Here is a 23,554-nt window from a genome sequence, read left to right on the forward strand (position 1 = left end):
GCCCTCAGCCGCTCCCGCCGGGTTCTCCGGGGGCTGCGGTACGGGACCCCTGAGGTTCCCGCGCGGCCTCGTTCCGGTCCGCCGTGCCGGTGGCGCGGGCGTTGAGGACCACCAGCCCCAGCAGGACGAGCAGCCCGCCGAACGTCGCGGCCAGGCCGACGAGCTCGGTGAACCAGCCGACCAGGACGGGTCCCAGCAGCAGCCCCGAGTAGGTCAGCGTGGTGAACCTGGCCAGCGCCGCGGCCGCCCCGAGCCCTTCCGCGCCGCCGTGTCCCACCGCGCTGAAGATGAGGGGGAGCAGCACCGACAGGCCGATCCCCACCACCGCGAAACCCGCGATCGCGACGGCGATGCCCGGGCTGAGCACGACCATCAGCAGGCCGCAGAGGGCGATGCCGCCGCTCACCCTGACCAGGGCGGGCGCGCCGTACCGCTCGTGCAGGCGGTCCCCGACGAGGCGGCCGCCGGTCTGGCACAGGTTGAAGAACGTGTAGCCCAGCGAGGCCACGGCGAGGGTGGCGCCGCGATCCTCCAGGAGGAAGACGCCGCTCCAGTTGCCGACCGCGCCCTCGACGATCAGGATGACCGCGCCCATCGCGCCGAACATCAGCACCCGGGGGGTCCAGCCGTCCCGCCACCGTACGCGGACCTTCTTCTCGCCCTCCTGGCTCACGTGCCGGTCGGCCGAGGCCGGCAGCATCCACAGCCCGGTGACCAGCGCGAGGAGGGCCACGGCCACGCCGAGCCACAGGAAGTGCGTCATGGGGGAGAGCCCGGCCTGGATGGCGAGGCCGCCCAGCACGGAGGCGGCCATCGCGCCGATGCTCCAGGCCGCGTGGCAGCGGTTCATCACGGACCGCTTGTGGGCGCGCTCGACCGCGATGGCATGGGCGTTCATGGAGACGTCGAGGAGCCCGTCGACCAGACCGAAGATCACCAGTGCGACGGCGAGCTGGATCGGGTCGTTCGCCAGCGCGAGGCCGACCAGGGAGAGCGGCAACACCACCCCGGTCACCCGGGCGATCGGCGCGCTGCCGTACCTGGCCACCAGGCCACCGGCGAGCTGCATGGCGATCAGCGCCGAGACGGAGGGGACGACGAGCAGGAGACCGAGCTGCCCGGCGGACAGGCCGTGCTCGACCTTCAGCGAGGGGACCCTGATCAGGAAGCTGGCGTAGGAGAGCCCGACGATCAGGAACGCGGACATCGCGGCCAGGCGCGTCCGGCCCGCGGCCCGTGACAGCACCTCCCCGGGAGGCGTCCCGGGCGGCTCGTCCGAGGGGGAGTCCGCGCCGGGTGTCTCCCCCGGGGGCAGCCCACCGGACGCGGGCCCGGCCGTGTTCTCAGGCGCCGTCATCGCCGGCCCACTCCTTCGTCCACCGGGGGTCCATCTTGTCCTCCTCGCGGATGAACCGCACGTCGGCGGAGACACGCATGACGTCGGTCACGGTGTCGAGGGAGGCGTGCACCACGTACGGGCTGTGCACGGTCAGGTCGCCCGCCTCGTAGTCGCTCCACAGCCATCTCCGGCCGACGGCGCGGGCCGTCAGCCGGAGGTCGTGGCTGATCGGCCGGGAGTCGTCGGCCCGGTCGCTCGCGAGCCGCACCGCGTCGAACCGCTCGGCGGGCTCCCGGTGCGAGCCCTCCAGGTAGACCAGGCCCCCGGTCTCCATCGGGCAGTCGCCGACGGGGACCCACATCGTCAGGACGCGGTCGCTGCCCTGGGACATGTAGGCGTAGTCGGTGTGGGCGCGGGAGGCACGCAGCGAGCCCGCGTAGAAATGACGCAGGATGCTCCGGGGCAGCGGCCGGACGGGACCGCCGAGCAGGGTCGCGGCCAGCTCCGCCAGGGCCGGTTGCCGGACGAACGAGGCGAACGGCTCCGTCCGCACGAAGTCGTAGGCCGGATGGTCCCGCACCCCGTGCGAGGGCAGCCCCTCCGGCGGGCGGCCGGAGAAGACGCCCTCCCGGGCGGTGGACCCGGGCTTGAGCAGGCCTTCGGGAAACGTCGACAGGTACGCCCCGCGCAGGGCGAGAACCGTCTCGCGGTCGAGGAACCCCCGCAGCAGCACCAGGCCGTCGTCCTGGAACCGCCGTCTCAGCGCGCCGGGGTCGCCGAGCAGCGCGCTGCTGTCGGGCAGCGGGGTGAACAGCTCGTCGGTGAACGGCACGGGCACGCCGTTGGAGGAGACGGCTCGCCGGTCTCCGGGCATCAGTAGACCCCTTCGGTGATCTGGCCGGCGTCCTCGGCCTCGTAGGGGCCCACCCGCGCCACCCCGGGCCACGGGAACCAGGGGTGCGGCGGGGCGGACACCGCGCTGTCCCGCTCCAGCAGGTTGGGCAGGAAGAGGTCCTCCAGGAGGGTCACCACCCTGATCCGGCCCCGCTCGCCCTCGGCGACCTCCTGCCACACGTCGTCGGGCCGGACGACGTGCATGACCGCGAAGGGTGGCGGCAGATGGTAGCTGTGCGACTCGCCGGGAGAGGCGGCGTCACCCTGGAGGGCGTGTCCGGCGAGGGTGTTGCCGTAGGTGTCGATCCACTGGACCCCGTCCAGATACTCCTCGCGGAGGTAGCGCGCCTCCTCGGGCGAGCAGGAGGTGCCGCCGGTGCACACGGCGCGGACGCCGTACTCCGCGAGGGGCTTGTCCAGCGCCGGGGCGAGCGCCATGAGCAGCTTGGCGGTCGTGAAGAGCAGGGTGACCCGCTCGTCCCGCAGGATGTCCGCCGTCTGCGCGACGAGGTGGTCGACGTAGGCGTCGGCGCCGCCGGGACCCCGGGAGGTGCGCAGCAGGTGCTTGACCCAGCGCGGGTCGAAGTCCACCGAGAAGACGGCCGCCCCCCAGCTGTCGCCGAGCAGCTTGACGAAGTGCCCGTAGGCGTGCGGGCCGCTGGGCGTCATGGCCAGGATGTCGCCGCCGAGCAGGCCGCGCGCCTCCAGCATCACGCGGTACATCCCCACGTCGTAGATCGCGCGGGTCACGTCCACGACCCGGTACGGCGGGCCGGACGTCCCGCCGGTCTCCACGACGCGGAACGGCCGCCCCGCGAAGCCCCGGGGCACGAGGTCGCGCGCGCTCACCCCCCGCAGGTCGGACTTGTCGAACAGGCCGAACAGGCGCAGGGAGGCGTAGTCCTTGACGTCGCGGATCGGGTCGAAGGGCAGGCGGCTCCTGCGCGCCAGCCAGAACGGCGAGCCGCTCTCCTCGCCGAAGTGCCAGCTCATCATGCGCACCGTCCACTCGTCGAGGGACTCGCGCATCGGGGGGATCCGCTCTCGCATGGCGTCCAGCAGGGAGCCGCCAGGTGGGAGATGACTGCTCGGGTTCAGGACGACACTCCTTCGGGGACGGTCGCGAAGCGGGCCGGGTGCACGAAACGGGACCCGGCGGCGACGCCGCGCGCTCCCGCCTCGTCCGTGGAGACGGCGACGGCGAGGGGGAAGGGCAGCTCGCAGCCGACGAGCGGATGGCCGACGTCCTCGACGTGCACGAGGGTGGGCGCGAGGAACGTCGCCCCGCCCGACCTGACCAGGAGCGGCCGCCGGGTGAGCACGCGCCCGCCGGGACCGAGCCGGTCGGAGACGAACGCGGCCATCCGCGCGGCGTCGGCCTCGGCCCAGGACGCCTGCGGCCAGCGCGGGTCCGGCGGGTCGAGGGAGATGCCGTCGAGCACCTCCGCGACCCTGCGGGCATCGGCCTCCCGCGTGGCGTGGGCCTCCCGCGAGGTCTCGTTCTCTCGCGGGGTTTCGGCTTCCCGCAGGAAGACCACCGTGCACGCGCAGGTGCAGAAGCGGCCCGCGTCGCGCGCGATCCGGGCGGCGAGGTCCTCGGGGTCCACCGGTTTCCCCGCGTCCACGACCACGCAGGCCCGGCCGGGGCCGCGCAGATCCAGCGACGGCGCGCCGGCGGCGGGTCCGGCGGCCAGGCCGTCGCCGCCGTAGACGATCTGCCGGTCGGTCGCCCGGATCAGCGCGGGCAGGGTCCGGGGCGCGCTCGGGTAGTAGCCCAGCGTCCCGGGCGGCCAGCCCACGCTCAGCAGGGCCCCGACCAGGCGGGCCGACGACAGCGGCTCGCGCCTGCTGGGGCGGATCCAGACCGCCGCGCCGGACAGCGCCGCCTCCAGCACCCCCTCCAGGCAGGTGAAGGTGTTGGCGGGCAGGGAGACCAGGGTGAGCCCCTCGGAATCGGGCGTGTCCGCCGCGAGCTCCTCCAGCCGCTCGGCGAGCATCCCCGACCAGCGCCGTACGAGAGCGGGGGGAAGGCCCGCCGTGGCGCGCATCGCCTCGGCGAACCCGTCGGCGTCCTGGACGCCGAGGGACTCGACGGGTACGCGGCCGTGCCGGAACAGCGCGACGGCCTCGCGGAGCAGCTCCAGGCGCCGGGCGCGGGACGGCACGGCCGTCGCGGCACGGCGCTTCCGCAGGCGGGCACCGTCGTCGCGGACCATGATCTCCGGGGCCAGGGAGAGCAGCGGGCCGCCGGGGACGGGCACGGTGTCCATCGACCGGTACCACCGTCCCGCGCGCAGTAACGGCAGGACCGTCTCGCCGGTCATGACAGCGCGTCCCGCAGCGCGCGGACGACCCGCTCCTGCTGGGCGCCCGTCATGCCGGGGAAGAGCGGCAGGCAGATGTGGCGGGCGGCGAACGCCTCGGCGCGCGGGAGGGACAGGTCGCCGAAGCGCCGGGCGAAGTAGGGCTGGCGGTGGAGCGGGACGTCGTACACCTCGCCCGCGAGCCGTACCCCCTCGGCGCGGAGCCTCTGTTTGAGTGCCGCGCGGTCGACGCCCTCCGGGAGCAGGGCGAGGTATTTGTAGTGGTTCGACGCGCACCCCTCCGGCAAGGCGGGACGGGTCAGGGAAGGCACGCCGGCCAGGCTCTCGTCGTACCGGGCGGCCAGCTCCGTGCGTTCGGCCAGCACCTCCGCCAGCCGGGCCAGATGGGTGAGGCCCACCGCCGCGTGCAGCTCGCTCATGCGCCAGTTGCTGCCGAGGTCGTCGTGCAGGTTCTCCTCGAAGGACCGCTTGCCGTGGTCGCGCAGGTGCGTGATCCGCTTCAGGTCGGCCCCGTCCGCGCTGAGCAGGCCGCCCTCGCCGCTGGTGATGACCTTGGTGGGGTAGAGCGAGAAGGCGGCCAGCCGGCCGAAGGTGCCCGCCTGGCGCCCGTGCAGCGAGGAGCCGAGGGCGTGGGCGGCGTCCTCGACGACGGCGACGCCCTGCCGGTCGCACTCGGCCAGCACCTCGGCCAGCGAGGGGGCGACGACCCCGGCGATGTGCACGGGGACGACCGCCGCCACGTCCTCGTGGGCGGCGAGGGCGGCGCGCAGCCCCTCGGGGTCCATGCCGAGGCCGTCCGGTTCCAGGTCGACGAAGCCGACCCGGGCACCGGCGCGGACGGCGCTGGCCGCGGTCGCGAAGAAGGTGTTGGCCGGGACCAGGACGGTGCGCCCCTCGACCCCGACGACGCGCAGGGCGATCTCCAGGGCTGAGGAGCCCGAGCTGACCGCCGCGGTGCCGCGCCCGATCTCCCGGCTCGCGAGCGCCTCCAGCCGGGCGCCGCGCGGCCCGAGGGTGAGCGCCCCGGAGGCGAGGGCGTCGTCGACCAGGTCCAGGATGTCCAGGCGGGCCCGGACGTCGAAACCCACCTTGGCGGCGGGCACGTCCGGGATACCGGCCGCGGGTTCGGCCGGGGAACCGGTGAGGGGCAGGGAGGGGGTGAAGGTCAGGGAGCGGGTGAAGAAGTCCGCCGCCTCGGCCAGGCCGGTGCCGTGGCCCATGGGCAGTGGCAGGATCTCGGCCGTGTCGTGGCCGCTCACGATCCGCTCGCCGGCGGTCTTGGCGTCGCCGGGATCGAGGCGCCCGTCGGCCGTGCCGTACTGGATCTGCAGGGGCGCCGGGGCCAGCGCCGCGTACAGGTCGGGGAGGTCGGCGTGGCGCAGGATGGACGGCAGGGCGACGTACTGGTTCCAGGCCAGCGACCGGCCGATCATCGTCTCGTACGTGCCCAGGTGGCTCGCGGCGCACAGCGGGAGCGGCTCCTCCCGCAGCAGCGCGGCGTGCAGTGCCACCGCCGCGCCCATGCTGTGCCCGAACAGGCCGACCCGGCCGGGTGCCACGTCCGGGTGCGCGCGGAGCCAGTCGAGCGCGGCCCCGGCGTCCTCCGCCAGCGCCGCGAGGAGGCTCCCGCCGCGCAGCCGCAGCGTGCCGTCCAGCACGTCGCCCGGGTCGCGCCCGCCCAGCGCGGCGGGCTCGGCCCAGCCGTCGAGGCCGTGGTCGAGGGTGAGCGTGAGGAAACCGGCCCCGGTCAGGTACGCGGCGACGTCACGGCCGGGATGGTCGGGAGGCAGCAGCCCGGTGACCCGTTCCAGGGTCGCGTTGCGCCCCGGGCAGACCAGCACGGCCGGCCACGGTCCCGGGCCCGGCGGGGTCAGCATGACCGCGCGCAGCTCGCGGCGCCCCTCGTGCTCGAAGAGATGGTGGTCCACCCTCGGCTCCCCGCCCTCCTGCCTGCGGGTGGAGCGCACGCGGAGGGTCACCCGCCGGGTGGCGGCGAGCCGGGCCACCGCCCGGCGCACCTGGTTGTTGCGGACGCCCTGGTCCGGCGCGGGGGAGCCGGGGGCGGGATCGACCGGGGAGTGGCCGAGATGGTGGAACCGGTCGATCGACGTCAACGCGAACCCCGGATCTCAGACGAAGTCGGCGTGGAGCGCGTGCGGAACCTCGACGCGGTACGTGTTCAGCGCGTCGTCCAGCTTGATCCGCCCCTTGCGCAGCCATTCGAGCAGCTCGTTCTGCGGCCGGTAGAAGCAGGATTTGCACAGGTCGGTCCTGAGCGGGTTGCTCGACTCCCACTCGGCCCTGGGGCCGCCCTCCAGGACGTTCAGGTAGCCGTCCTGCAGCACGTTGCCGATGCGGTAGCGGCTGTTCAGGTGCACCTGGGGGCAGGGGTAGAGGTGCCCGTCCGCGCCGACGGCCGTGACGAAGCGGCTGTAGTGGCAGTGGTCGAAGTCGCCCTCGACGGACTCCACCTGGTCCATCGGCCCCCGGTCGAGCTTGGGCACGGAGACCTCGAACTCCTCCGACGACAGCGAGGAGACGTCGGCGAGCGAGGCGGAGACCTCCGCCATGACCTCCTCGATCGTCTCGTGGCCCATCCCGCTGTAGAACTCCGGCTCGAACCGGACGTAGTGCGCCCCCGAGTCGCGCGCGATCCGGGCCGCCTCGGAGATCTCCCGGTAGTTCTGCATGGTGATCACGAAGTTGAACCCGATGCGGAAGTCCGGGTCGACGGCGTTCTCGCGCAGCCTGCGGACGGAGCCGAGGAAGGACTTGAACGTCTGCTCGCGGTCCCGGGTGATCTCGTTGAAGGTCGCCTCGGTGCCCGCGTTGAGGCCGATGCGCACCCAGGTGTGGGTGTTGACCACGCAGTCGGCGATGTCGTCCCGGTGCAGGCGGGAGCCGTTGGTGATCAGCCCGATGCGCAGCCCGGCCGCGTGCCCGGAATTGCAGATCTCCGCGTACCCACGGTGAATGGTGCATTCGCCGCTGCCGCAGAACGTGACGGCCCGGCCACCGGATTCGGCGAACTCCCGCATGAGCTTGACACTCTTGTCGGTGGGAATGGCGTCCTTGAAGGAGAACAGATCGTAGAAATTCTCCTCGTTCGGCGAGTGGAAGTTGCAGAAATTGCAGCGCATATTACAGGCGCCCATAATTCCTATGCGCATATGGACGGGCCGGAAAGTCTCCCCGTTGACGAACTTCCTGAGCAGGTCCTCGTGGGCCAGGACCTTGTCGGGGGCGTGTGCCTGGTCAAGGGCGACCTCTGCCAGCCCGTTTCCGTTGGTGGGTCTCGCCGACCTGTAGCTCTCGTCCGACATTTACGTCCCCCGTTCGACCGGGAAGGCGATTGACCCGGCCCTTGTGTGCCAAAGCCGGCGTGCTGGTGGCCGCCGGTTCGATACGTTTTCGGGTAAGCCGAGCTCGGCCGAAGGCAAGGCATTCCGGCCGTGGGAGCGCTCTTCGGGGAGATTAAAACATATCCTAAACCGGGTCAAGTCCCCTTGTGAGGCATTTTTGGGCACGGTACGGTACATCCGGTTCGACATTCGCGCGGCCGGAGGGAATTCGTGCAGGTGGAGGGAAACGGCATGACAGAAACCCCAATAGCGTCACCCCAAATGCCGGGCTCCTTCCCGGACGCGCGGACGCTCGGGTCCAGGCTGGCCGCCTACGCCTTCCTCGCCAACGACCCGTCGGTCCCCCTGGTGGCCGCCGACTGGTGGGAGATCAGCGGCCCGCACTACGACGCGGTGGCCGGCGCCCTCACCCACTTCGTGGCCGGAGAGCCCGCGGCCGAGGACCTGGGCCGTTTCGCCGCCTCCCCCGGGGACCGCGAGCTGGAGGACGCCCTGGCCGGCGCGCTCGTCCCCATGCTGGAGCGCTCACCCGCCGACGCCGCGCGCCTCGCGGGGCTGATCGCCGAGGCCGACGCGCACGTGCTGGTCGACTACCACAACGGGGTGCTGGCCGACCGCTCCGCCGCCGAGGTGTCGGTGGCCGACGTCTCCGCCTGGTCACGGCGGGAAACGCCGGGAGCGTCCGTGGCGCCTGGAACACGGACGGCGGGGACGCGAGCCGTGATCGTGATCCCCTTCCGGGACCGCGTCGGCGGCGCCCGTACCCGCAACCTGCTGGCCTGCCTGGCCGCGCTGCGCGACCAGGACGGTCACGGCGACGAGGTGACCGTCACCGTGGTCGAGTCCGACACGGCGCCCACCTGGCGCGACACCGTCGAACCGCTGGTGGACCACTACGTGTTCGCGCGGCACGACGGGCACTTCAACAAGTCCTGGGCGGTCAACGTCGGGGTCCGCGACACCCCGGGCGAGCCCGAGCTGATCTGCGTGCTGGACACCGACATCCTGGCGGACCGCCGCTTCCTGAGCCGGAACCTGGACCGCATGGCGCGCGAGCCCGAGCTCTCGGCCTTCCTGCCCTACCGCCGCATGTACTGCCTCGACCCCGAGACCTCCGCCGCCGCCGTCCGCCGCCGCTGCGAGCGCGGCGAGGCCGACGTGCCGCTCGACGCCGTACGCTCGCTGGTGCTGAAGGAGCCGCCGGGGGCCTGCCTCTGGGCCAGATCCACGATCTTCGACGCGATCGGCGGGTTCGACGAGCGCTACCAGGGCTGGGGCGGCGAGGACGACGACGTCGTGGCGCGGCTGAGCCTGGCCGGGCGGTTCACCCGGTTCGACGACCCGCTGCTGCACCTGGCCCACCCGCGTCCGGAGATGACCCTGGACGGGTTGCCGTTCAACGCCCACATCGACCCGCTGAGCTGGACCGTCGCCGGCGGGTACGGCGACCTGCGCGGTCCCAGGGGATGACCTCGGCCGTTCGCGCCTACGCGACGCGCACGTCGGTGCCGCAGGGCGGATCACTACGCTTCCGCCTGACGACCGGTGACCCGGCGACGGACGACCCGGCAACCGGGGACTCGGCGACGGGGGCCCTGGTGGCCGGAGACCTGGAGACCGGCGGTCCGGTGATCGGGGGCCTGGCGACCGGAGGTCCGCCAACCGGACTCCCGGTGACCGGTGACCCGGCCCCTGTGAACCCGGCGGACGGCCGCGAGCGCGGCGAGGCCGGCTGCCGCGCCCGGGTACGCGACGCCGTGACCGGCGAGGTCAGGGCCGAGCTGGACGCCACCGGGCCCTGGTGGACCCTGGACGTCCCCGACAGCTGGCCCAGCTCGCTCTACGCCGTGGAGTTCACCCCCGGCGACCCCGAAGGGGAGGCCTACTTCGTCGTCCGGTCCCGCGAACCGCGGGCCGCGGGGACGATCCTGGTGTCCGTGCCCTTCCTCACCTGGCAGGCGTACAACAGGGCCGGTGTGCCGGGGGAGGGCCTGTACCCCACCGAGGGCGCCGAACGGGCCGGGCGGGTCACCTTCGACCGCCCCGGCGGCGGACCGGCGGGCAACTGGGAGGACAACTTCTACCGGTGGCTGAGCCGTGGCGGCGTCCAGGTCGACTACTGCTCCAACCTGGACCTGCACGAGGATCCGGACACGCTGCTGCGCGACCGGCGCCTGCTCGTGATCCCCGGACACGACGAGTACTGGACCCGGCCGATGCGCGACGCCGCGGAGTCCTTCGTCGCGGCCGGGGGGAACATCGCCTTCTTCGGCGGCAACACGTGCTGGTGGCAGGTACGGCTGGAGGACGACGGCCGCACCATGGTGTGCCACCGTGACGCCCTGCTCGACCCGATGGCCGCGACCGATCCGAGCCTGGTCACCGTGGAGTGGTCGGGTTCCCCGGTGTGCAGGCCGGAGAACAGCCTGACCGGCGTGAGCTTCCGGCGCGGCGCGGGCTGCTGGGAGGACATGGACGCCATGAAGTCCGAGGCGTACACGGTGCGCTTCGCCGGGCACTGGGCGTTCGAGGGCACGGGACTGCGCGACGGCGACACCTTCGGCAGGGGCGCGGTCGGCTACGAGACCGACGCCGCGGAGTACGTGGAGGTCGACGGCGTCCCGCTGGCGACGGGCGCCGACGGCACCCCCGCCGACTTCGCGATCCTGGCCACCGCCGACCTGCGCCACTGGCGGCGCGTGGGCCAGGGCGGCCACGCCACCATGGGCATCATGCGCCGGGGGGCGGGCACCGTCTTCAACGCGGCCACGATCGGCTGGGGCGACGCCCTCGACGACCCGGTCGTCGACCGCGTCACCCGCAACGTGCTCGCCAGGCTCGCCGGAGCTCCCGGCTGGTGGGAGCCGATGGGCGGCGGGGCACCCGCGCTCGCGCTCGCCGCCTGCGAGCAGCGGCTCTTCGCCGTCCTCACCGACGGCGACCTCTGGACCCGGCCGTACCGCACCCAGAACCTGAGATGGCGTCGCATCGAGCCCGCGCCCGGCCTGGTGGCCCTCGCCGCGCCGCGCGAGGCGACGCCCGGCTCACCCGTTCTCCTGTACGGCCTGCACGCCGACGGTCGCGTCCTCGTCCGCGAGCCGGTGACCGGGCAGGCACCCTGGACTGACCTGTACGACGCCCCGCCGGGGGCGGTCGGGATCGCGCCCGTCGACCAGACCATGTTCGCCGCCGGCGCGGAGGGCGAGCTGTGGCAGCGCCCGCTCGCCGCCGGACGGCCGGAACCGTGGACCCGCGCGGGCGACGACGGGCCGGGACTCGCCGCCCTCGCCCACGTGGGAGGACGGCTGATCGGGCTGACCCGCGAAGGCGAGATACGGGTCAGAGCACGAGACAACCAGGTCAAGGCACGAAACGACCGGGCCGGGACACGGGACGACGGCGCATGGATCTCCTTGGGCGCCGCTCCCGGCCTGGCCACGCTGACCGGCACGGCGGGCAGGCTCATCGGCGCCACACCGGGCGGCGACCTGTTCTGGCGCGAGCTGGTCGGCGACACGACCACGGGACGTCCGCAGACCGGAAACGAGGAGTGACGTGCGCCGGATCGAACTCGTCGGCAGACACCGCATCCGCCTGGACGGCGACGTGCCGGTCCCGTCCATCGGGCCGGGCGACGTGCTCGTCCGGGTGGGGGCCTGCACCGTCTGCAACCGCAGTGACCTGGCCTACTACCACTATCATGGCCTGCGCGACCACTGCGCGACCGGCTGCTTCGGCCACGAGGTCGCCGGAACCGTCGAGGCCGTGGGAGAGCGGGTGACCCGCGTCGCGCCGGGACAGCGGGTGTTCGTCCGCACCCCGCTCACCTCGGGTTTCGCCGAGTACGCGGCGGCGAGGGAGGTCAGCGTGGGCGCCCTCCCCGACGACGTGCCCTTCGAGCAGGGCGCGATCCTGCAACTGCTGCCCCTGGCCGTGCACGCGACCCGGGGAGTACGGCTGGGCGACCGGGTCGCCATCCTGGGACAGGGACCGGTCGGGCTGATGGCCCTGCAGATGGCGCGGTTGCGCGGCGCGGCCGAGATCGCCGTCGCCGACCTGGACCCCTGGCGTCTGGAACGCTCGGTGCTCCTCGGCGCGGACCGGACCTCGCCGGTGAAGTCGCCGCAGGCCGTACCGGAGGAGCTGGGGACGGAGTTCGACGTCGCCATCGAGGCGGTCGGCACCCCGCACACCGCCAACGCCTGCGTCGACCTGGTCAGGCAGAACGGTCTCGTCGTCTTCCTCGGCACCCACCACGTCGACACCCACGTCACCTTCGACATGGTCAAGTGGGAGAAGAAGGGGCTGCGGGTGCACAGCTCCGCCGAGCCGACCGACACCGCGCGGGCCGAGGCGATGCGCGTGGCCGAACGGCTGGCCGCCACGTTCACCCGGCGCCTGAGCCTCGACACGATCCTCACCGCCACCTACCCGCTGGAGCGACTCCAGGAGGCCCTCGACCGGCTGTCCGAGAGCCCCACCCTCCATCCGGCCGGAAGCGCCGCGCCGTTCCAGACTCCGCCCCCGGAAACCCTGAAGATAGCCATATGCCCGAACCAGGATTGAGATGGGGGATCGCCGGATACGGCGACATCGTCCGCAGGAAGGCGCTGCCCGCCCTGCTGTCCCTCGGTGAGACCGTCGCCTGCGTGTGGGGCCGGGACGCCGCGCGAGCGCGGGCGACCTGCGAGGAGTTCGGGATCTCCCGCGACGGGTCGTCCGGCGCCTTCGGCACGTCCGACTACACCGCGCTGCTCGACGCGGCCGACGTCGTCTACGTCGCCACGCCGGTCGCGGCCCACCTGCCCCTCGCGGTCGCGGCGGCACGCGCGGGCCTGCCGGTCCTCGTGGAGAAACCACTCGGCGGGGCGGTTCCCGAGCCGGCCGCCGCCCATACGGTAGGCGGCGCCTACCCCCGTGAAGCGGTGTCCGAACTGGCCGGCGCCCACGCGGGAGTCGCCTACTACCGGCGGCTCGCGCCCGCGCTCGGGCGGGTGCGCGAGCTCCTGCGCGGGCGTGCCGTCCACCACGCGGCCGTGGAGTTCCGGAGCCACTTCGACCCGGGGCCGGGCGACCCCAGGCTCTGGCGTACCGACCCCGCGATCTCCGGCGGGGGAGTGCTCGCCGACATCGGCAGTCACCGCCTCGACCTGCTCCGCTGGCTGCTGGGGGAGCCCGTCGTGACCGGCGCGCGTACGGGCCTGCCCTTCGACCTGGGCGCCGAGCGGCTCGCCGGGGTGGAGCTGGCCTGGCCGTCGGGAGGCACGGCCGGCCTGGAGGTGGCGTGGACGCCCGGCGCCCGCCACGACCGGTTCCACCTGTCCTTCGACGGCGGCCACCTGGAACTCGACCCCCTCGATTCGGGGACCGTGCGCGGGATCGTCGACGGGGCCGCCGTCGAGGAGTTCCTCCCGCCGCCGGAGAACCCGCACCTGCCCCTCATGGCCGACTTCGCCCGCAGCGTCCGGGAGGGGACCGATCCGGTCTGCACCGTCCGTGACGCCGAGATCGTCGACCGCCTCATCGCGGACGCCTACGCGTTCGCAACCCGTCTGGAGGAACACCTGTGAGCGAAACCGTCTCCCTGCCCGCCTTCCCCGCGCCGCTGCGCTGGCTGAACCAGCCCGAGGACTGGAGCGCCGAGGGCGACGCGCTCTCCATCGTCGCGGGAGCGGGAACCGACCTCTTCTCCGACCCCGGGGAGCCGAACCGCTACGCCAACGCCCCCGCTCTCGTCGGCCGCCTGGACGGCGACTTCACGCTCAGCGCGCGGGTCAGGCTCGACCTGCTGTCCACCTACGACGCGGCCGTGCTGCTGCTGCACGCCGACGACGACCACTGGGCCAAGTTCTGCCTCGAACTCTCCCCGCAGGGCAGGCCCACGATCGTCTCGGTGGTCACCCGAGGGGTGTCCGACGACTGCAACTCCGTGACCATGGACGGTACGGACATCCGGCTGCGGATCTCCCGCATCGGCACCGCCTTCGCCTTCCACGTCGCCGACGAGTCCGGGTTCTGGAACCTCATCAGATACTTCTCGCTCGACGGGAACCCCGAGGTCGGCTTCCTCGCGCAGAGCCCCACCGGCGAGGGCTGCACGGTGCGCTTCGAGGACATCGTGTACTCGCCCAAGCGCCTGTCCGACCTGCGCGGCGGCGAGTAACCCACTTTCCCGCCGGCCCGGGCGGGCGACGCGGCGAAAGCCGCGCGGAACGGCAACCGGTCCATGGAACAGTAGCCAAGCCAGGGAACGGCAGCCGGGCTAAGGAGTGTCAGCCGGGCGAGCCGTGAGGATGCGGGCGAGCAGACCGCTGAGATCGGCCTGCTCGCGCGGGTCCAGGGGGGAGAACCACTCCTGCTCCCTGCGGGTCTGCTCCGCGAACGTCTCGCGGACGGCGGCCTCCCCCTTGCCGGACAGCGCGACCACCACCGCGCGCCTGTCGCCGGGCACCGGACGGCGCTCGACCAGGGCGTCGCGCTCCAGGGTGTTGACCACGTTCGTCACCGCCGAGCGGGACATGGCGGAGATCTCGGCGAGCCGGGCGGGCTGGGTCGGGCCGAGAATCCAGAGCTTGAACATCAGCCGGAAACCGGGCAGTGTCCAGCCGCGCGGGCGGTGGATCCGTGTCTCCAGGTCCGTCACCAGCAGGTAGGCCAGCTGCAGCAGGTTGTAGGCGAGCTCGAACCCCTCCGGGTCGGCGGGAGGCGGCATGCCTGCGAGACGTTCCCGCGCGTACGCGGCATACCGGAGATCCGCCCTGCTCTCCGGCCCCACCCGCGGCATCCCGCCGTTCTCGGCCCGTGGCACCTCCTCGCCCCCGGCCACTACCGGCGCCGCGACCTTCGCCCGTTCCCCGGTTCCCCGTTCCCCGGCTCCCCGGCCCTTGGCTTCCCGGTCTCCGGCGCGATGGGCGAAACCCGCGCGCTCTGGTTCCTCGCCTGCTGATTCCACTGGTTCCACCGCACAAGTCTTGCGTAGAAGCACCCTCGCCGTGAATATTGTTATGGCCATAACAATCGACGGGAGGCGCCCGTGAACATCGTCATCGCCGGTGGTGGCATCGGCGGCCTCGCCGCCGCGCTCAGCCTGCACGCGGCGGGCTTCGAGAACCTCACCGTCCACGAGGCCGCGCGCGAGATCCGCCCCCTGGGCGTGGGCATCAACCTGCTGCCCCACGCCGTACGGGAACTGACGGAGCTCGGCCTCGCCGACCGGCTGGCGGCGATCGGCGTCGCCACCGCCGAACTCGGCTACTTCGACCGGCACGGCTCCGTGATCTGGTCCGAGCCCCGGGGCGTCGACGCGGGATACCTGTGGCCGCAGTACTCCGTCCACCGGGGACGGCTGCAGATGATGCTGCTGGACGCCGTGATCGAGCGGCTCGGCCCGCGGTCGGTCGTCACCGGCAGCCGGATCACCGGGCCGGGCACGGAGGACCTGCTGATCGGGGCGGACGGCATCCACTCGGCGATCCGCGCGCGCCTGTTCCCCGGCGAGGGACCCCCTCCCTGGAACGGGCTGGTCCTGTGGCGCGGGACGACGTACGGCGCGTCGTTCCTCACCGGACGGTCCATGATCATGATTGGTGACGGGACGCAGAAGTTCGTGGCCTACCCGATCGAGACCGGCGAGCGAACACTGATCAACTGGATCGCCGAGAAGCCCTCCGAGGGCGAGGCTCCCGACCGGGGCGACTGGAACCGGCCGGCGGACCTGGCCGAGGTCGAGAGGCACTTCGCGGACTGGCGGTTCGACTGGCTGGACGTGCCGGGGATCATCGCCGGAGCCGGAGCGGCCTACGAGTATCCGATGGTGGACCGCGACCCGCTGCCGCACTGGACCGAGGGAAACGTCACCCTGCTGGGCGACGCCGCCCACGCGATGTACCCGATCGGCTCCAACGGCGCCTCCCAGGCGATCATCGACGCCCGGGTGCTGGCCCACTCCCTCGCGCACGGCGACCTGGCGGCGTACGAGGCCGTGCGGCGGCCCGCCACGACCACCCTGCAGCTGTCCAACCGGCGGATGGGCCCCGAGGTCGTGATGAGACTCGCCCACGAGCGTGCCCCCGACGGGTTCGACGACATCGACCGGGTCATCCCCTACGCGGAGCGGGCCGAGATCGCCGCCTCCTACAAGCGCACGGCGGGGTTCGATCCGGCTTCGCTGAACGGATCCCCCTCCTGGAGCGTCGCCCGATGAACCTCGAACACCTCGCCACGTTCACCGTGAGGCTGGACCCGATCCTGGAACTCGGCGGCACCCACTGGGGCCGCCGACGGGTGATCAACATCGTGGGCGGATCGTTCGAGGGCCCGCGCCTCTCCGGCGTCGTCCTGCCCGGCGGGGCCGACTGGCAGGTCGTGCACGCCGACGGCATGGCCAGCGTCGACACCCGCTACACCCTGCGCACCCACGACGGCGCGCACCTCTACCTCTCCACCTCCGGCGTACGGCACGGCCCCGCCGAGGTCATGGACCGCCTCGCCCGGGGCGAGCCGGTGGACCCGTCGGAGTACTACTTCCGGCTGTTCTGCCGTTTCGAGACCGGTGACGAGCGCTACCTGTGGCTCAACCGCACCCTCGCCGTGGGAACGGGCGGCCGGCTGCCCGACGCCGTCCGCTACGACGCCTACACCCTGACCTGACCCCTCCCATCCCGCCCCTTCCCGAACCGCACCGCACCGAACCGCGCCATGGCCCCGGCGACCCTCCGAGGCTCGACGGACACCCAAGGAAATCGTGATGCCGAAGCCGAACCGCACCCCGCTCTCCATCGTCGCCGAGCACGACACCCCGATGCCGGTACGCGACGGCACGATCCTGCGCGGCGACGTCTACCGTCCCGCCTCGGACGGGCCGTTCCCGGCCCTGCTCGTCCGCACGCCGTACGGCGCGGGCTCGTTCCTGACGGCGCCGAAGATCCCCGCCCTGGAGGCCGGTTTCGCGGTGGTGCTCCAGCACTGCCGGGGACGTGGGAGCAGCGACGGGGAGTTCCGGCCGTGGCTGGACGAGGGCGACGACGGCTACGACACCGTCGGGTGGATCACCTCCCAGCCGTGGTCGAACGGCGAGGTCGTGGCCTTCGGGATGTCCTACCTCGCCGGATGCGCGCTCCAGGCCGCCGCGACGCGCCCGCCGGGGCTCAAGGCCGTGGTGGAACGACTGGATCTCGCACCCGACCCGCGACGCCTACTGGGAGGGACTGGCCGAGACCCTGCGGCACGACCGGATCGAGGTGCCCGTGATGCACGTCGGAGGGTGGTTCGACCTGTTCCTCGCCGGAACCCTGGAGAACCACCGGCGGCTGGGCGGCCCGCTCGTCATCGGCCCCTGGTCGCACGGCTCCAGCGCGACGGGCACCGGCCGCCTGGACTTCGGGTTCTCAGCCTCGGCGCAGGCGGCCATGCTGCCGCAGCGGCAGATGGACTTCCTACGCGGCGAGGACACCGGCCCGGCCGTGAAGATCTTCGTCATGGGCGACAACGTCTGGCGGGACGAGGAGGAATGGCCGCTGTCCCGCGCGGTCGGCACCCGCTACCACCTGCACGCCGGCGGCCTGCTGTCCGTCGATCCCCCGTCGGACACCGAGCTTCCCTCAGCCGCCGTGTCCTCAGCCTTCGTGTCGCCCCCCTCGGACACCGGGCTTCCCGCGGAGGCCATGCCCCCCGCGGAGGCCATGTCCCCCACAAAGGCCGCGTCCCCCCCGGGCGCCGTGCCGTCCACCTTCATCTTCGACCCCCGCGACCCCGTGCCCACGACCGGTGGACCCCTCCTGCTCCCCGACGTGACGAACGTCGGCCCCCAGGACCAGCGCGACGTCGAGCTCCGCCCCGACGTGCTCTGCTTCACCACCGAGGCGCTCACCTCCGATGTCGAGGTGACCGGCCCTCTCTCCGTCACCCTGCACGCCGAGACCTCGGCGGTCTCCACCGACTGGACGGCCAAGCTCGTCGACGTCCACCCCGACGGCCGGGCCATGAGCGTGACCGACGGCATCGTCCGGACCTCCGTCCCGTCCGGGGTGCACGAGATCGACCTCGTCGCCACCAGCCAGGTCTTCAAGACCGGCCACCGCGTCCGCGTCGAGATCTCCAGCTCCAACTTCCCCCGCTTCGACCGCAACCCCGGCACCGGCCGTACCCCCGCCGACTCCACCGAGGCCGACCTGGTCGTCCAGCACCAGACCGTCTTCCCCGACTCCTACATCACCCTCCCGATCGTCCCCCGGTAGCGGGTCTTGGACCGGACGGCCACCTGCCGTCCCATGCCCGCGAACCTCCCTCGACACCGACCGTCACGGGAGCCGAGCGGGCCGCCCGTCGTTCAGGCGTCGGCCACCGATGGCCAGCGGACGGTCAGCACGGTGGAGTCCTCCTCGGCCTGCCAGGAGTGGTCGATGCCTGGTCCCCAGGCGACGTAGTCGCCCTGGCGTTCCAGTGTGGTGCTGCCCGTGGTGAGGTCGAGGCGGAAGCGGCCCCGGACGAGCAGAAGCAGGGTGGTGCGCCGGTCATCGGCGGTCCATTCGGGACGTCGCTGACCGGCGGGATGAATGCCCCATTTCACTTCGAGGGCGTTGGTCGAGCGAATGCCTCCGGCCTCAGGGGCGATGAAGTGGCCCATCAGCCAGCCCCTGTACTGGTCGGCGTCATCGGTGGCATTGCCGGTGTAGTAGTTGTCGGCCATGATCACAGCTCCAGTTCGACGGACGGAAGGTCCACGCGGCTTCCGCCGATCTCGCTGAGCCGCCGGAGCCCTTCGGAGAGAGCGAACAGGCCTTCGTTGCTCCGTGCGGGATCGCGGAGCAGTGACGCGATGAGGCCGGTGTCGAGGGGGGAGTATCGCCTCATGCCGCTGGACTCCCAGTTCGCGGCGATGTGGCCACCGAAGCGGATCCACCATTCCTCGTCCTCGATGAGGATGAGTGAGGCGAACTCGAAGTTGCCGCTGACCAGGTTGAACCCGAACCCGGTATATTCCGCTCGCCACCGGTCCGAATGTTGGGAGAGCCGGCTCATCGGTTCGGACAGCCGACTGGTGTGCGTTGGGTCGGCGTGCAGTTGATCTGAGTGGGTGGAGTCCACGTCGTCGCGGCCGAACAGTTCCTCTTCCATCTCCCGCTCGATGGTCGCGAGGATCGAGACGTCCTCGCCGAAGTCCGTCAGCGGCTCATGAAAGGCCTTCGGGATGACGGCGAGCTTCTGAGCCGCGTTGAGCACGTTGCCGGAGCGTTCCTGAACGAGGATGACGTAGTCGGGTTGTCCTCGGCGGGCTCGGCTTCCCGGGCGGGCGATGGCGCACAGGGCCGGGGGGCCGCCGGCGCACAGCCGGGCGGCCGGGTTCGTGACGGTCTCCAGGTCCGGCGGGTGGTTATCGCGCAAGGGAAGCGCACCCCGATGAGTCGGGCGTCCGTCGGCGATCGCGTCCAGGAGTTCTCTTTCCAGAAGATCCATGGACAGCGCGTAGTGGACGAACTCGGATATGCCGAAGTCGGCGCTGAGCCGTCCGGCATCGATGGCGATTTTCGTCATCCGGTAGAGCGGGGCGTCGACGATCCGCCTTCCGGCGATGAGTGATTCGGCGAGCGACGCCACCACGGCCTGGGAGTGGAGTCGATCCACTGGCAGATCCGGGCTGGTGGTTTCGGTGAGATGGAAGTCCTCGTCGTCGGTTCCCATCCGGAGGCTCAGCCCGAGCCAATCGCGCTTGGTCAGGAGACTGGTCGCGACGAGATCATCGCCATTGCGAACCCGATGGGCGCGGAATTCTTCGTCGTCGACGGCGCCGATGTAGTACGAGGCGAGAGCATCCGCTACGTGATCGCGTCCGATCCGGCCTCGAACCTGAGCCCGGTCCCGAAGGTGTCGGGGGTCGAGTCCGACCAGGTGTGAGGCGACCTGTCGGCGACTACTCCCCGGGGTCCATGAAGCTTGCCGGTCAAGCCAGTCAAGTGCGGCGGTGATGTGGGGATCGTTGGCAAGCCGTAGCCCGGCCTGAACGTGCGGCGCGGAGTCGGCGTTCCGGTGCTGGACTTTCCTCTCAGCGAGGGGAGTCAGGAGGGGGTTGCGCGGGGCTCTCGTCACGATCCGAGCCGCGCGGCGACCCCTCGGCGCGCGGCAGCGCGGGACCGCGCAGCACCTGCCACAGCGCCCACGCGTTGAGCCCGCAGATCCCGGCGAGCAGGGGGACCACCTCGGCTCCCCGCATGGGGCGTGCCCAGGTCGTGGCCGTCGCGACCACCGACAGCGCCGACACCTCGCCGACCACGACGGCGAGCACCGCGGTGACGGCCACGACGGCCAGGCAGAGCGCGACGACGGCGGCGGCCGCGCGCCCCGAAGCGGTACCGGCCGGTGTGCCGTTCGTGATCACCGGCACGGCTCACCTGAGCGGGTCGTGTCCCCAGTTCATGAGGGAGTATCGCCACGGGGTCTCCCTGACGTCTCCGGACGGACGCTGCTTCAGGTGGCGACGGACGTAGCCGGTCACCTTGCGCATGTGGGTGTAGTCGTCCTCCGCCAGGTCACCTTTCCGCTTCCGCAGGATCTCGGCGATCCGGCGGCCGGACCGATGACCCGTCGACTCGTCACCGCCCGACTTGTCGCCCACACTCTTCGACTCCTCCGTCTCCAGCCAGCTTTCCAGCTCCGTGGCCGTCATGTTGACGGCGTGGTCGAAGTCCGCGGCGATCCGCTCGCCGTCCTCAGTCATGGCGGTCTTTCCTGTGCAGCGCCGACGGCTTGTGCACGGCGGTCTTGCCACTCTTGTCGCTGCGTACGCGGTACTGCGGATCGTCGGCCGAGGCTTCCACGGTGCGCCCCGACTCCTCGGTCCGCTTCGTGATCTTCTTCTCGACCTTGCCCGAGGTCGACGAGCCGTGGCTCTCCCACGTCACGTCGTCGCCCACGCTGGGTTCGTCCCGCTTGTGCTTCTTGGTCATGGCCTCTCCGTACCCCGTACTCCTCCAAAGCCCATCGCGCCACACCTGAACTGGTGCTTCACTGGATCGGATCGCCCCCAACGATCGATGAGGGCACGGTGGCCGAGGGCTTGTCTTTGTCCGGTGATTACTCGCCTATTGCCGCCTCGACCGGCGTCGACTTTCGACGGCGTGGTCGATGACCGTCCGCACGTCCTTGGAGGCCGGATGGGTGTCGTTGGTCGCGCGGCCCCACGGCAGGACCACCTTGGACAGCAGGTCCGCTTGGAGCGCACGGCTGTGCCTCCCGGCACCCCGGACCCGCAGGCGAAAACACCTGTGACAGTCACGCTCACCGGCCACGTGGCGGATCTTGCCGATCCATCGGGAACGGCCGGTAAAACCGGCGGATCGTGCCGGTCGCGGGGTGTTAGCCTGGCCGCATGAACGCGTTCGCATATCAGGTGATGATGCCCCGCTCACGGGGCCGCTGACACCGCACGGACGTTCGTTTCCGAGGCCCTGTTACGGGGCCTCGACGCGTTTTCACCGGCCGGAGCCCCTTTTCCCGGAGGTTCCGATGACCACGCCGCACACTTACGTCACCACCACCATCCCGTACGTCAACGCCCGTCCCCACCTGGGGTTCGCGCTGGAGCTCGTGCAGGCCGACGTGCTCGCCAGGTTCCGCCGGGCGCGGGGCGACCGGGTGCGGTTCCAGACCGGCACCGACGACAACTCGCTGAAGAACGTGCTGGCCGCCGAGGCCGAGGGCGTTCCCGTACAGGAGTTCGCCGACCGCAACGCCGAGGCGTTCGTCGCGCTGCGCGAGCCGCTGGCGCTCTCGGTTGACGACGTCGTCCGCACCAGCCGCGACCCCCGTCACCGGGCCGGGGTGGAGCGGCTATGGCGGGCCTGCGCCGACGCCGGTGACCTCTACCGCAGGCACTAAGAGGGGCTCAACTGCGTCGGTTGCGAGCAGTTCTACACCCCGGCGGAGCTCACCGGCGGACGCTGCCCGGAACACGACGTCGAGCCCCAGCGGGTCGCCGAGGAGAACTGGTTCTTCCGCCTCTCGCGCTACGCGGACCGGCTCCACGACCTCGTCTCCGGCGAGCGCCTCGGGATCGAGCCCGCCGAACGCCGCAACGAGGTCCTCGGCCTCATCGCCGGTGGCCTGGAGGACCTCTTCCGCCGGGCCGCCGCGCCGGTCTGGGCCATCGTGGACGAGGCCAACCGCTACGTCGACCGCGTCCGGCCCTGGGAACTGGCCCGCGCCGAACGCGACGGCGACCCCGGCGCCGCGGCCCGGCTCGACGCCGTCCTCGCCGAGCTCGTCCGCGCGTGCGGGACGCTGGGCGAGCGGCTGGCGCCCTTCCTGCCCGGCACGGCCGCCCGGATCGCCGCGCAGTGCACGGCCGGGGACGACGGGCTTCCCGGACCACGCCCGGTCTTCCGGCGGATCACCGTCCCGGAGCCGGAGCCGGAGCCGGAGCCGGAGCCGGAGCCGGAGCCGGAGCCGGAGCCGAAGCCGAAGCCGGGGCCGGTGTCCTGACTGTTGCCGTGTAAGACGGCCGCGATCCTCATCCCGCACGACGGCCAGGTCCCGCGTCCCGAACCTCATCGGGACGAGACGGCGTCGGGATACGGCATGGGCACGTCGCGGAGATCATCGATCACGGGTGGGCGAGGACGAGGACGAAGTCGCCGGTCGGGTCGGTGTACTGGCGGATCATCCCGAAACCGGCCGTGACGAGCTCTCGCCGCAGCCCTTCCGGGCGGAACTTGGCGCTGATCTCGGTCCGCATCTCCTCCCCGGCCTCGAAGGAGACCCGCAGGCCGAGGTCGCCGATCCGCACGCGCATGGCGCGGCTCGCGCGCAGCCGCATCTCGATCCACTCGTTCCGCGCGTCGTACAGCGCGACGTGCTCGAAGGCGTCCGGTTCGAAGTCGGCGTCCAGCTCCCTGTTGATGACGCGCAGGACGTTCCGGTTGAAGGCGGCGGTCACCCCGCTCACGTCGTCGTACGCCGCGACGAGCCGGTCGGTGTCCTTGACCAGGTCCGCGCCGAGCAGGAAGGTGTCGCCGGGGCGGAGCGTGGCGCGCAGCTCCTTCAGGAACATCTCGCGTGCCGCCGGGGTCAGGTTGCCGACGGTCCCGCCGAGGAAGGCCACCAACCGCCGTCCCGTACGGGGCAGCAGGCCCAGGTGCGCCTCGAAGTCGGCGCAGATCGCCTGCACGGTCAGGCCCCGGTAACGGGAGGCGAGCCGGTGCGCGGCCTCGCCCAGGGTGGCCGCGTCGACGTCCACCGGCGTGTAGACGCGCAGCGTCCCCGTCACGGAGAGGGCGTCCAGCAGCAGGACGGTCTTCTCGCTGGTCCCGGAGCCGAGCTCGACCAGGGTGTCGGCGCCGCTGCGCACGGCGATGTCGAGGGACTCCCTGCGCAGGATGTCGAGCTCGCGGCGGGTGGGATAGTACTCGGGCAGCCGGGTGATGCGGGAGAACAGCTCGCTGCCCGCCTCGTCGTAGAACCACTTGGGCGGTAGCCACTTCGGCGTCGACGTCATCCCGGCGCGGACGTCGTGTTCGAGTGCCTGGCGAAGATGGTCGCGGCCGAGATGGTTGACCAGGCGGATGGCTGACTGGCTGACGGACACGGGGCCTCCTGGGTGTGTGGGTCACGGTCCCGCTCGCCGGTCCGTGGCCGGGTGCTGT

At 72.0% G+C, this 23,554-nt stretch carries 22 protein-coding genes and 3 pseudogenes; 12 read left to right on the forward strand and 13 right to left on the reverse strand.

Annotation, left to right across the window (positions count from 1 at the left end; all coding sequences use genetic code 11):
• Positions 1–4 precede the first annotated feature (4 nt).
• Genes ACSC1Q_RS06040 through ACSC1Q_RS06065 form a run of 6 tightly spaced genes read right to left on the reverse strand, consistent with a single transcriptional unit; the run spans position 5 to position 7,880 of the window.
• Positions 5–1,357 (reverse strand): MFS transporter, encoded by a 1,353-nt coding sequence (locus ACSC1Q_RS06040; RefSeq protein WP_436757649.1) that lies wholly within the window; start codon positions 1,355–1,357, stop codon positions 5–7.
• Positions 1,344–2,213, reverse strand: a complete 870-nt coding sequence (locus tag ACSC1Q_RS06045) for a phytanoyl-CoA dioxygenase family protein (RefSeq protein ID WP_436757650.1) — start codon at positions 2,211–2,213, stop codon at positions 1,344–1,346. Before ACSC1Q_RS06045 ends, ACSC1Q_RS06040 begins: the two co-directional genes overlap by 14 nt.
• The gene (locus tag ACSC1Q_RS06050) at positions 2,213–3,283 is read right to left on the reverse strand and encodes a phenylacetate--CoA ligase family protein (RefSeq protein ID WP_436757651.1); all 1,071 of its coding nucleotides are present in this window, start codon (positions 3,281–3,283) and stop codon (positions 2,213–2,215) included. The genes ACSC1Q_RS06045 and ACSC1Q_RS06050 overlap by 1 nt, the downstream gene beginning before the upstream one ends.
• Positions 3,284–3,327: 44 nt before the next feature.
• The gene (locus tag ACSC1Q_RS06055) at positions 3,328–4,557 is read right to left on the reverse strand and encodes a hypothetical protein (RefSeq protein WP_436757652.1); all 1,230 of its coding nucleotides are present in this window, start codon (positions 4,555–4,557) and stop codon (positions 3,328–3,330) included.
• Positions 4,554–6,671 (reverse strand): DegT/DnrJ/EryC1/StrS family aminotransferase, encoded by a 2,118-nt coding sequence (locus ACSC1Q_RS06060; RefSeq protein ID WP_436757653.1) that lies wholly within the window; start codon positions 6,669–6,671, stop codon positions 4,554–4,556. The genes ACSC1Q_RS06055 and ACSC1Q_RS06060 overlap by 4 nt, the downstream gene beginning before the upstream one ends.
• Before the next feature lie 15 nt (positions 6,672–6,686).
• Positions 6,687–7,880 carry a radical SAM protein gene (locus tag ACSC1Q_RS06065; RefSeq protein ID WP_436757654.1) on the reverse strand — a complete coding sequence of 398 codons (1,194 nt, stop codon included), beginning with the start codon at positions 7,878–7,880 and terminating at the stop codon, positions 6,687–6,689.
• 300 nt (positions 7,881–8,180) lie between these two features.
• On the opposite strand from ACSC1Q_RS06065, the gene ACSC1Q_RS06070 reads away from it, so the two are divergent.
• The 5 genes from ACSC1Q_RS06070 to ACSC1Q_RS06090 are packed head-to-tail and all read left to right on the forward strand — an operon-like array spanning position 8,181 to position 14,082.
• Positions 8,181–9,389 carry a galactosyltransferase-related protein gene (locus ACSC1Q_RS06070; RefSeq protein WP_436757655.1) on the forward strand — a complete coding sequence of 403 codons (1,209 nt, stop codon included), beginning with the start codon at positions 8,181–8,183 and terminating at the stop codon, positions 9,387–9,389.
• Positions 9,386–11,473, forward strand: coding sequence for a N,N-dimethylformamidase beta subunit family domain-containing protein (locus ACSC1Q_RS06075; protein WP_436757656.1), 2,088 nt, complete (start codon positions 9,386–9,388; stop codon positions 11,471–11,473). The genes ACSC1Q_RS06070 and ACSC1Q_RS06075 overlap by 4 nt, the downstream gene beginning before the upstream one ends.
• A 1-nt stretch (position 11,474) precedes the next feature.
• Positions 11,475–12,485 carry a zinc-dependent alcohol dehydrogenase gene (locus ACSC1Q_RS06080; RefSeq protein ID WP_436757657.1) on the forward strand — a complete coding sequence of 337 codons (1,011 nt, stop codon included), beginning with the start codon at positions 11,475–11,477 and terminating at the stop codon, positions 12,483–12,485.
• On the forward strand, positions 12,467–13,489 hold the full coding sequence (locus ACSC1Q_RS06085; protein WP_436757658.1) for a Gfo/Idh/MocA family protein: 1,023 nt from the start codon (positions 12,467–12,469) through the stop codon (positions 13,487–13,489). The genes ACSC1Q_RS06080 and ACSC1Q_RS06085 overlap by 19 nt, the downstream gene beginning before the upstream one ends.
• Positions 13,486–14,082 carry a DUF1349 domain-containing protein gene (locus tag ACSC1Q_RS06090; RefSeq protein WP_436757659.1) on the forward strand — a complete coding sequence of 199 codons (597 nt, stop codon included), beginning with the start codon at positions 13,486–13,488 and terminating at the stop codon, positions 14,080–14,082. The genes ACSC1Q_RS06085 and ACSC1Q_RS06090 overlap by 4 nt, the downstream gene beginning before the upstream one ends.
• 99 nt (positions 14,083–14,181) lie before the next feature.
• Here the strand turns inward: ACSC1Q_RS06090 and ACSC1Q_RS06095 are convergent, their stop codons facing one another.
• Positions 14,182–14,871, reverse strand: coding sequence for a MarR family winged helix-turn-helix transcriptional regulator (locus ACSC1Q_RS06095; protein WP_436757660.1), 690 nt, complete (start codon positions 14,869–14,871; stop codon positions 14,182–14,184).
• A gap of 81 nt (positions 14,872–14,952) precedes the next feature.
• Between ACSC1Q_RS06095 and ACSC1Q_RS06100 the strand changes: the two genes are divergently transcribed.
• The 4 genes and pseudogenes from ACSC1Q_RS06100 to ACSC1Q_RS06115 all read left to right on the forward strand — a co-directional run.
• Positions 14,953–16,122 (forward strand): flavin-dependent oxidoreductase, encoded by a 1,170-nt coding sequence (locus tag ACSC1Q_RS06100; protein WP_436757661.1) that lies wholly within the window; start codon positions 14,953–14,955, stop codon positions 16,120–16,122.
• Positions 16,119–16,568 carry a DUF3237 domain-containing protein gene (locus ACSC1Q_RS06105; protein WP_436757662.1) on the forward strand — a complete coding sequence of 150 codons (450 nt, stop codon included), beginning with the start codon at positions 16,119–16,121 and terminating at the stop codon, positions 16,566–16,568. The genes ACSC1Q_RS06100 and ACSC1Q_RS06105 overlap by 4 nt, the downstream gene beginning before the upstream one ends.
• Before the next feature lie 151 nt (positions 16,569–16,719).
• A pseudogene (locus tag ACSC1Q_RS06110) lies at positions 16,720–17,026 on the forward strand (CocE/NonD family hydrolase); the annotation flags it as partial.
• A pseudogene (locus ACSC1Q_RS06115) lies at positions 17,015–18,154 on the forward strand (CocE/NonD family hydrolase); the annotation flags it as partial. The pseudogenes ACSC1Q_RS06110 and ACSC1Q_RS06115, both read left to right, overlap by 12 nt.
• A gap of 92 nt (positions 18,155–18,246) precedes the next feature.
• Here ACSC1Q_RS06115 and ACSC1Q_RS06120 read toward each other — a convergent pair.
• The gene (locus tag ACSC1Q_RS06120) at positions 18,247–18,606 is read right to left on the reverse strand and encodes a signal peptidase I (protein WP_436757663.1); all 360 of its coding nucleotides are present in this window, start codon (positions 18,604–18,606) and stop codon (positions 18,247–18,249) included.
• A gap of 2 nt (positions 18,607–18,608) precedes the next feature.
• Positions 18,609–19,598, reverse strand: a complete 990-nt coding sequence (locus ACSC1Q_RS06125; protein WP_436757664.1) for a hypothetical protein — start codon at positions 19,596–19,598, stop codon at positions 18,609–18,611.
• Between ACSC1Q_RS06125 and ACSC1Q_RS06130 the strand changes: the two genes are divergently transcribed.
• Positions 19,572–19,811 (forward strand): hypothetical protein, encoded by a 240-nt coding sequence (locus ACSC1Q_RS06130; RefSeq protein ID WP_436757665.1) that lies wholly within the window; start codon positions 19,572–19,574, stop codon positions 19,809–19,811. The two genes, ACSC1Q_RS06125 and ACSC1Q_RS06130, sit on opposite strands and share 27 nt — an antisense overlap.
• Before the next feature lie 148 nt (positions 19,812–19,959).
• Here the strand turns inward: ACSC1Q_RS06130 and ACSC1Q_RS06135 are convergent, their stop codons facing one another.
• Genes ACSC1Q_RS06135 through ACSC1Q_RS06145 form a run of 3 tightly spaced genes read right to left on the reverse strand, consistent with a single transcriptional unit; the run spans position 19,960 to position 20,860 of the window.
• Positions 19,960–20,298 (reverse strand): hypothetical protein, encoded by a 339-nt coding sequence (locus ACSC1Q_RS06135; RefSeq protein WP_436757666.1) that lies wholly within the window; start codon positions 20,296–20,298, stop codon positions 19,960–19,962.
• A 3-nt stretch (positions 20,299–20,301) separates the two neighbouring features.
• Positions 20,302–20,631 carry a DUF3140 domain-containing protein gene (locus tag ACSC1Q_RS06140; protein ID WP_436757667.1) on the reverse strand — a complete coding sequence of 110 codons (330 nt, stop codon included), beginning with the start codon at positions 20,629–20,631 and terminating at the stop codon, positions 20,302–20,304.
• The gene (locus ACSC1Q_RS06145; RefSeq protein WP_436757668.1) at positions 20,624–20,860 is read right to left on the reverse strand and encodes a hypervirulence associated TUDOR domain-containing protein; all 237 of its coding nucleotides are present in this window, start codon (positions 20,858–20,860) and stop codon (positions 20,624–20,626) included. Before ACSC1Q_RS06145 ends, ACSC1Q_RS06140 begins: the two co-directional genes overlap by 8 nt.
• A 559-nt stretch (positions 20,861–21,419) precedes the next feature.
• On the opposite strand from ACSC1Q_RS06145, the pseudogene ACSC1Q_RS06150 reads away from it, so the two are divergent.
• Positions 21,420–22,016: pseudogene (locus tag ACSC1Q_RS06150) on the forward strand (class I tRNA ligase family protein); the annotation flags it as partial.
• A 45-nt stretch (positions 22,017–22,061) separates the two neighbouring features.
• Positions 22,062–22,394, forward strand: coding sequence for a hypothetical protein (locus tag ACSC1Q_RS06155; protein ID WP_436757880.1), 333 nt, complete (start codon positions 22,062–22,064; stop codon positions 22,392–22,394).
• 121 nt (positions 22,395–22,515) lie between these two features.
• Here the strand turns inward: ACSC1Q_RS06155 and egtD are convergent, their stop codons facing one another.
• Entirely contained in the window at positions 22,516–23,496 is a 981-nt protein-coding gene (gene egtD / locus ACSC1Q_RS06160; RefSeq protein WP_436757669.1) for an L-histidine N(alpha)-methyltransferase, read from the reverse strand.
• Positions 23,497–23,554 lie beyond the last annotated feature (58 nt).

Origin of the sequence: Streptosporangium heterodermiicola (assembly GCF_051390675.1) — a bacterium.
In the GTDB taxonomy this organism is placed as follows: domain Bacteria; phylum Actinomycetota; class Actinomycetes; order Streptosporangiales; family Streptosporangiaceae; genus Streptosporangium.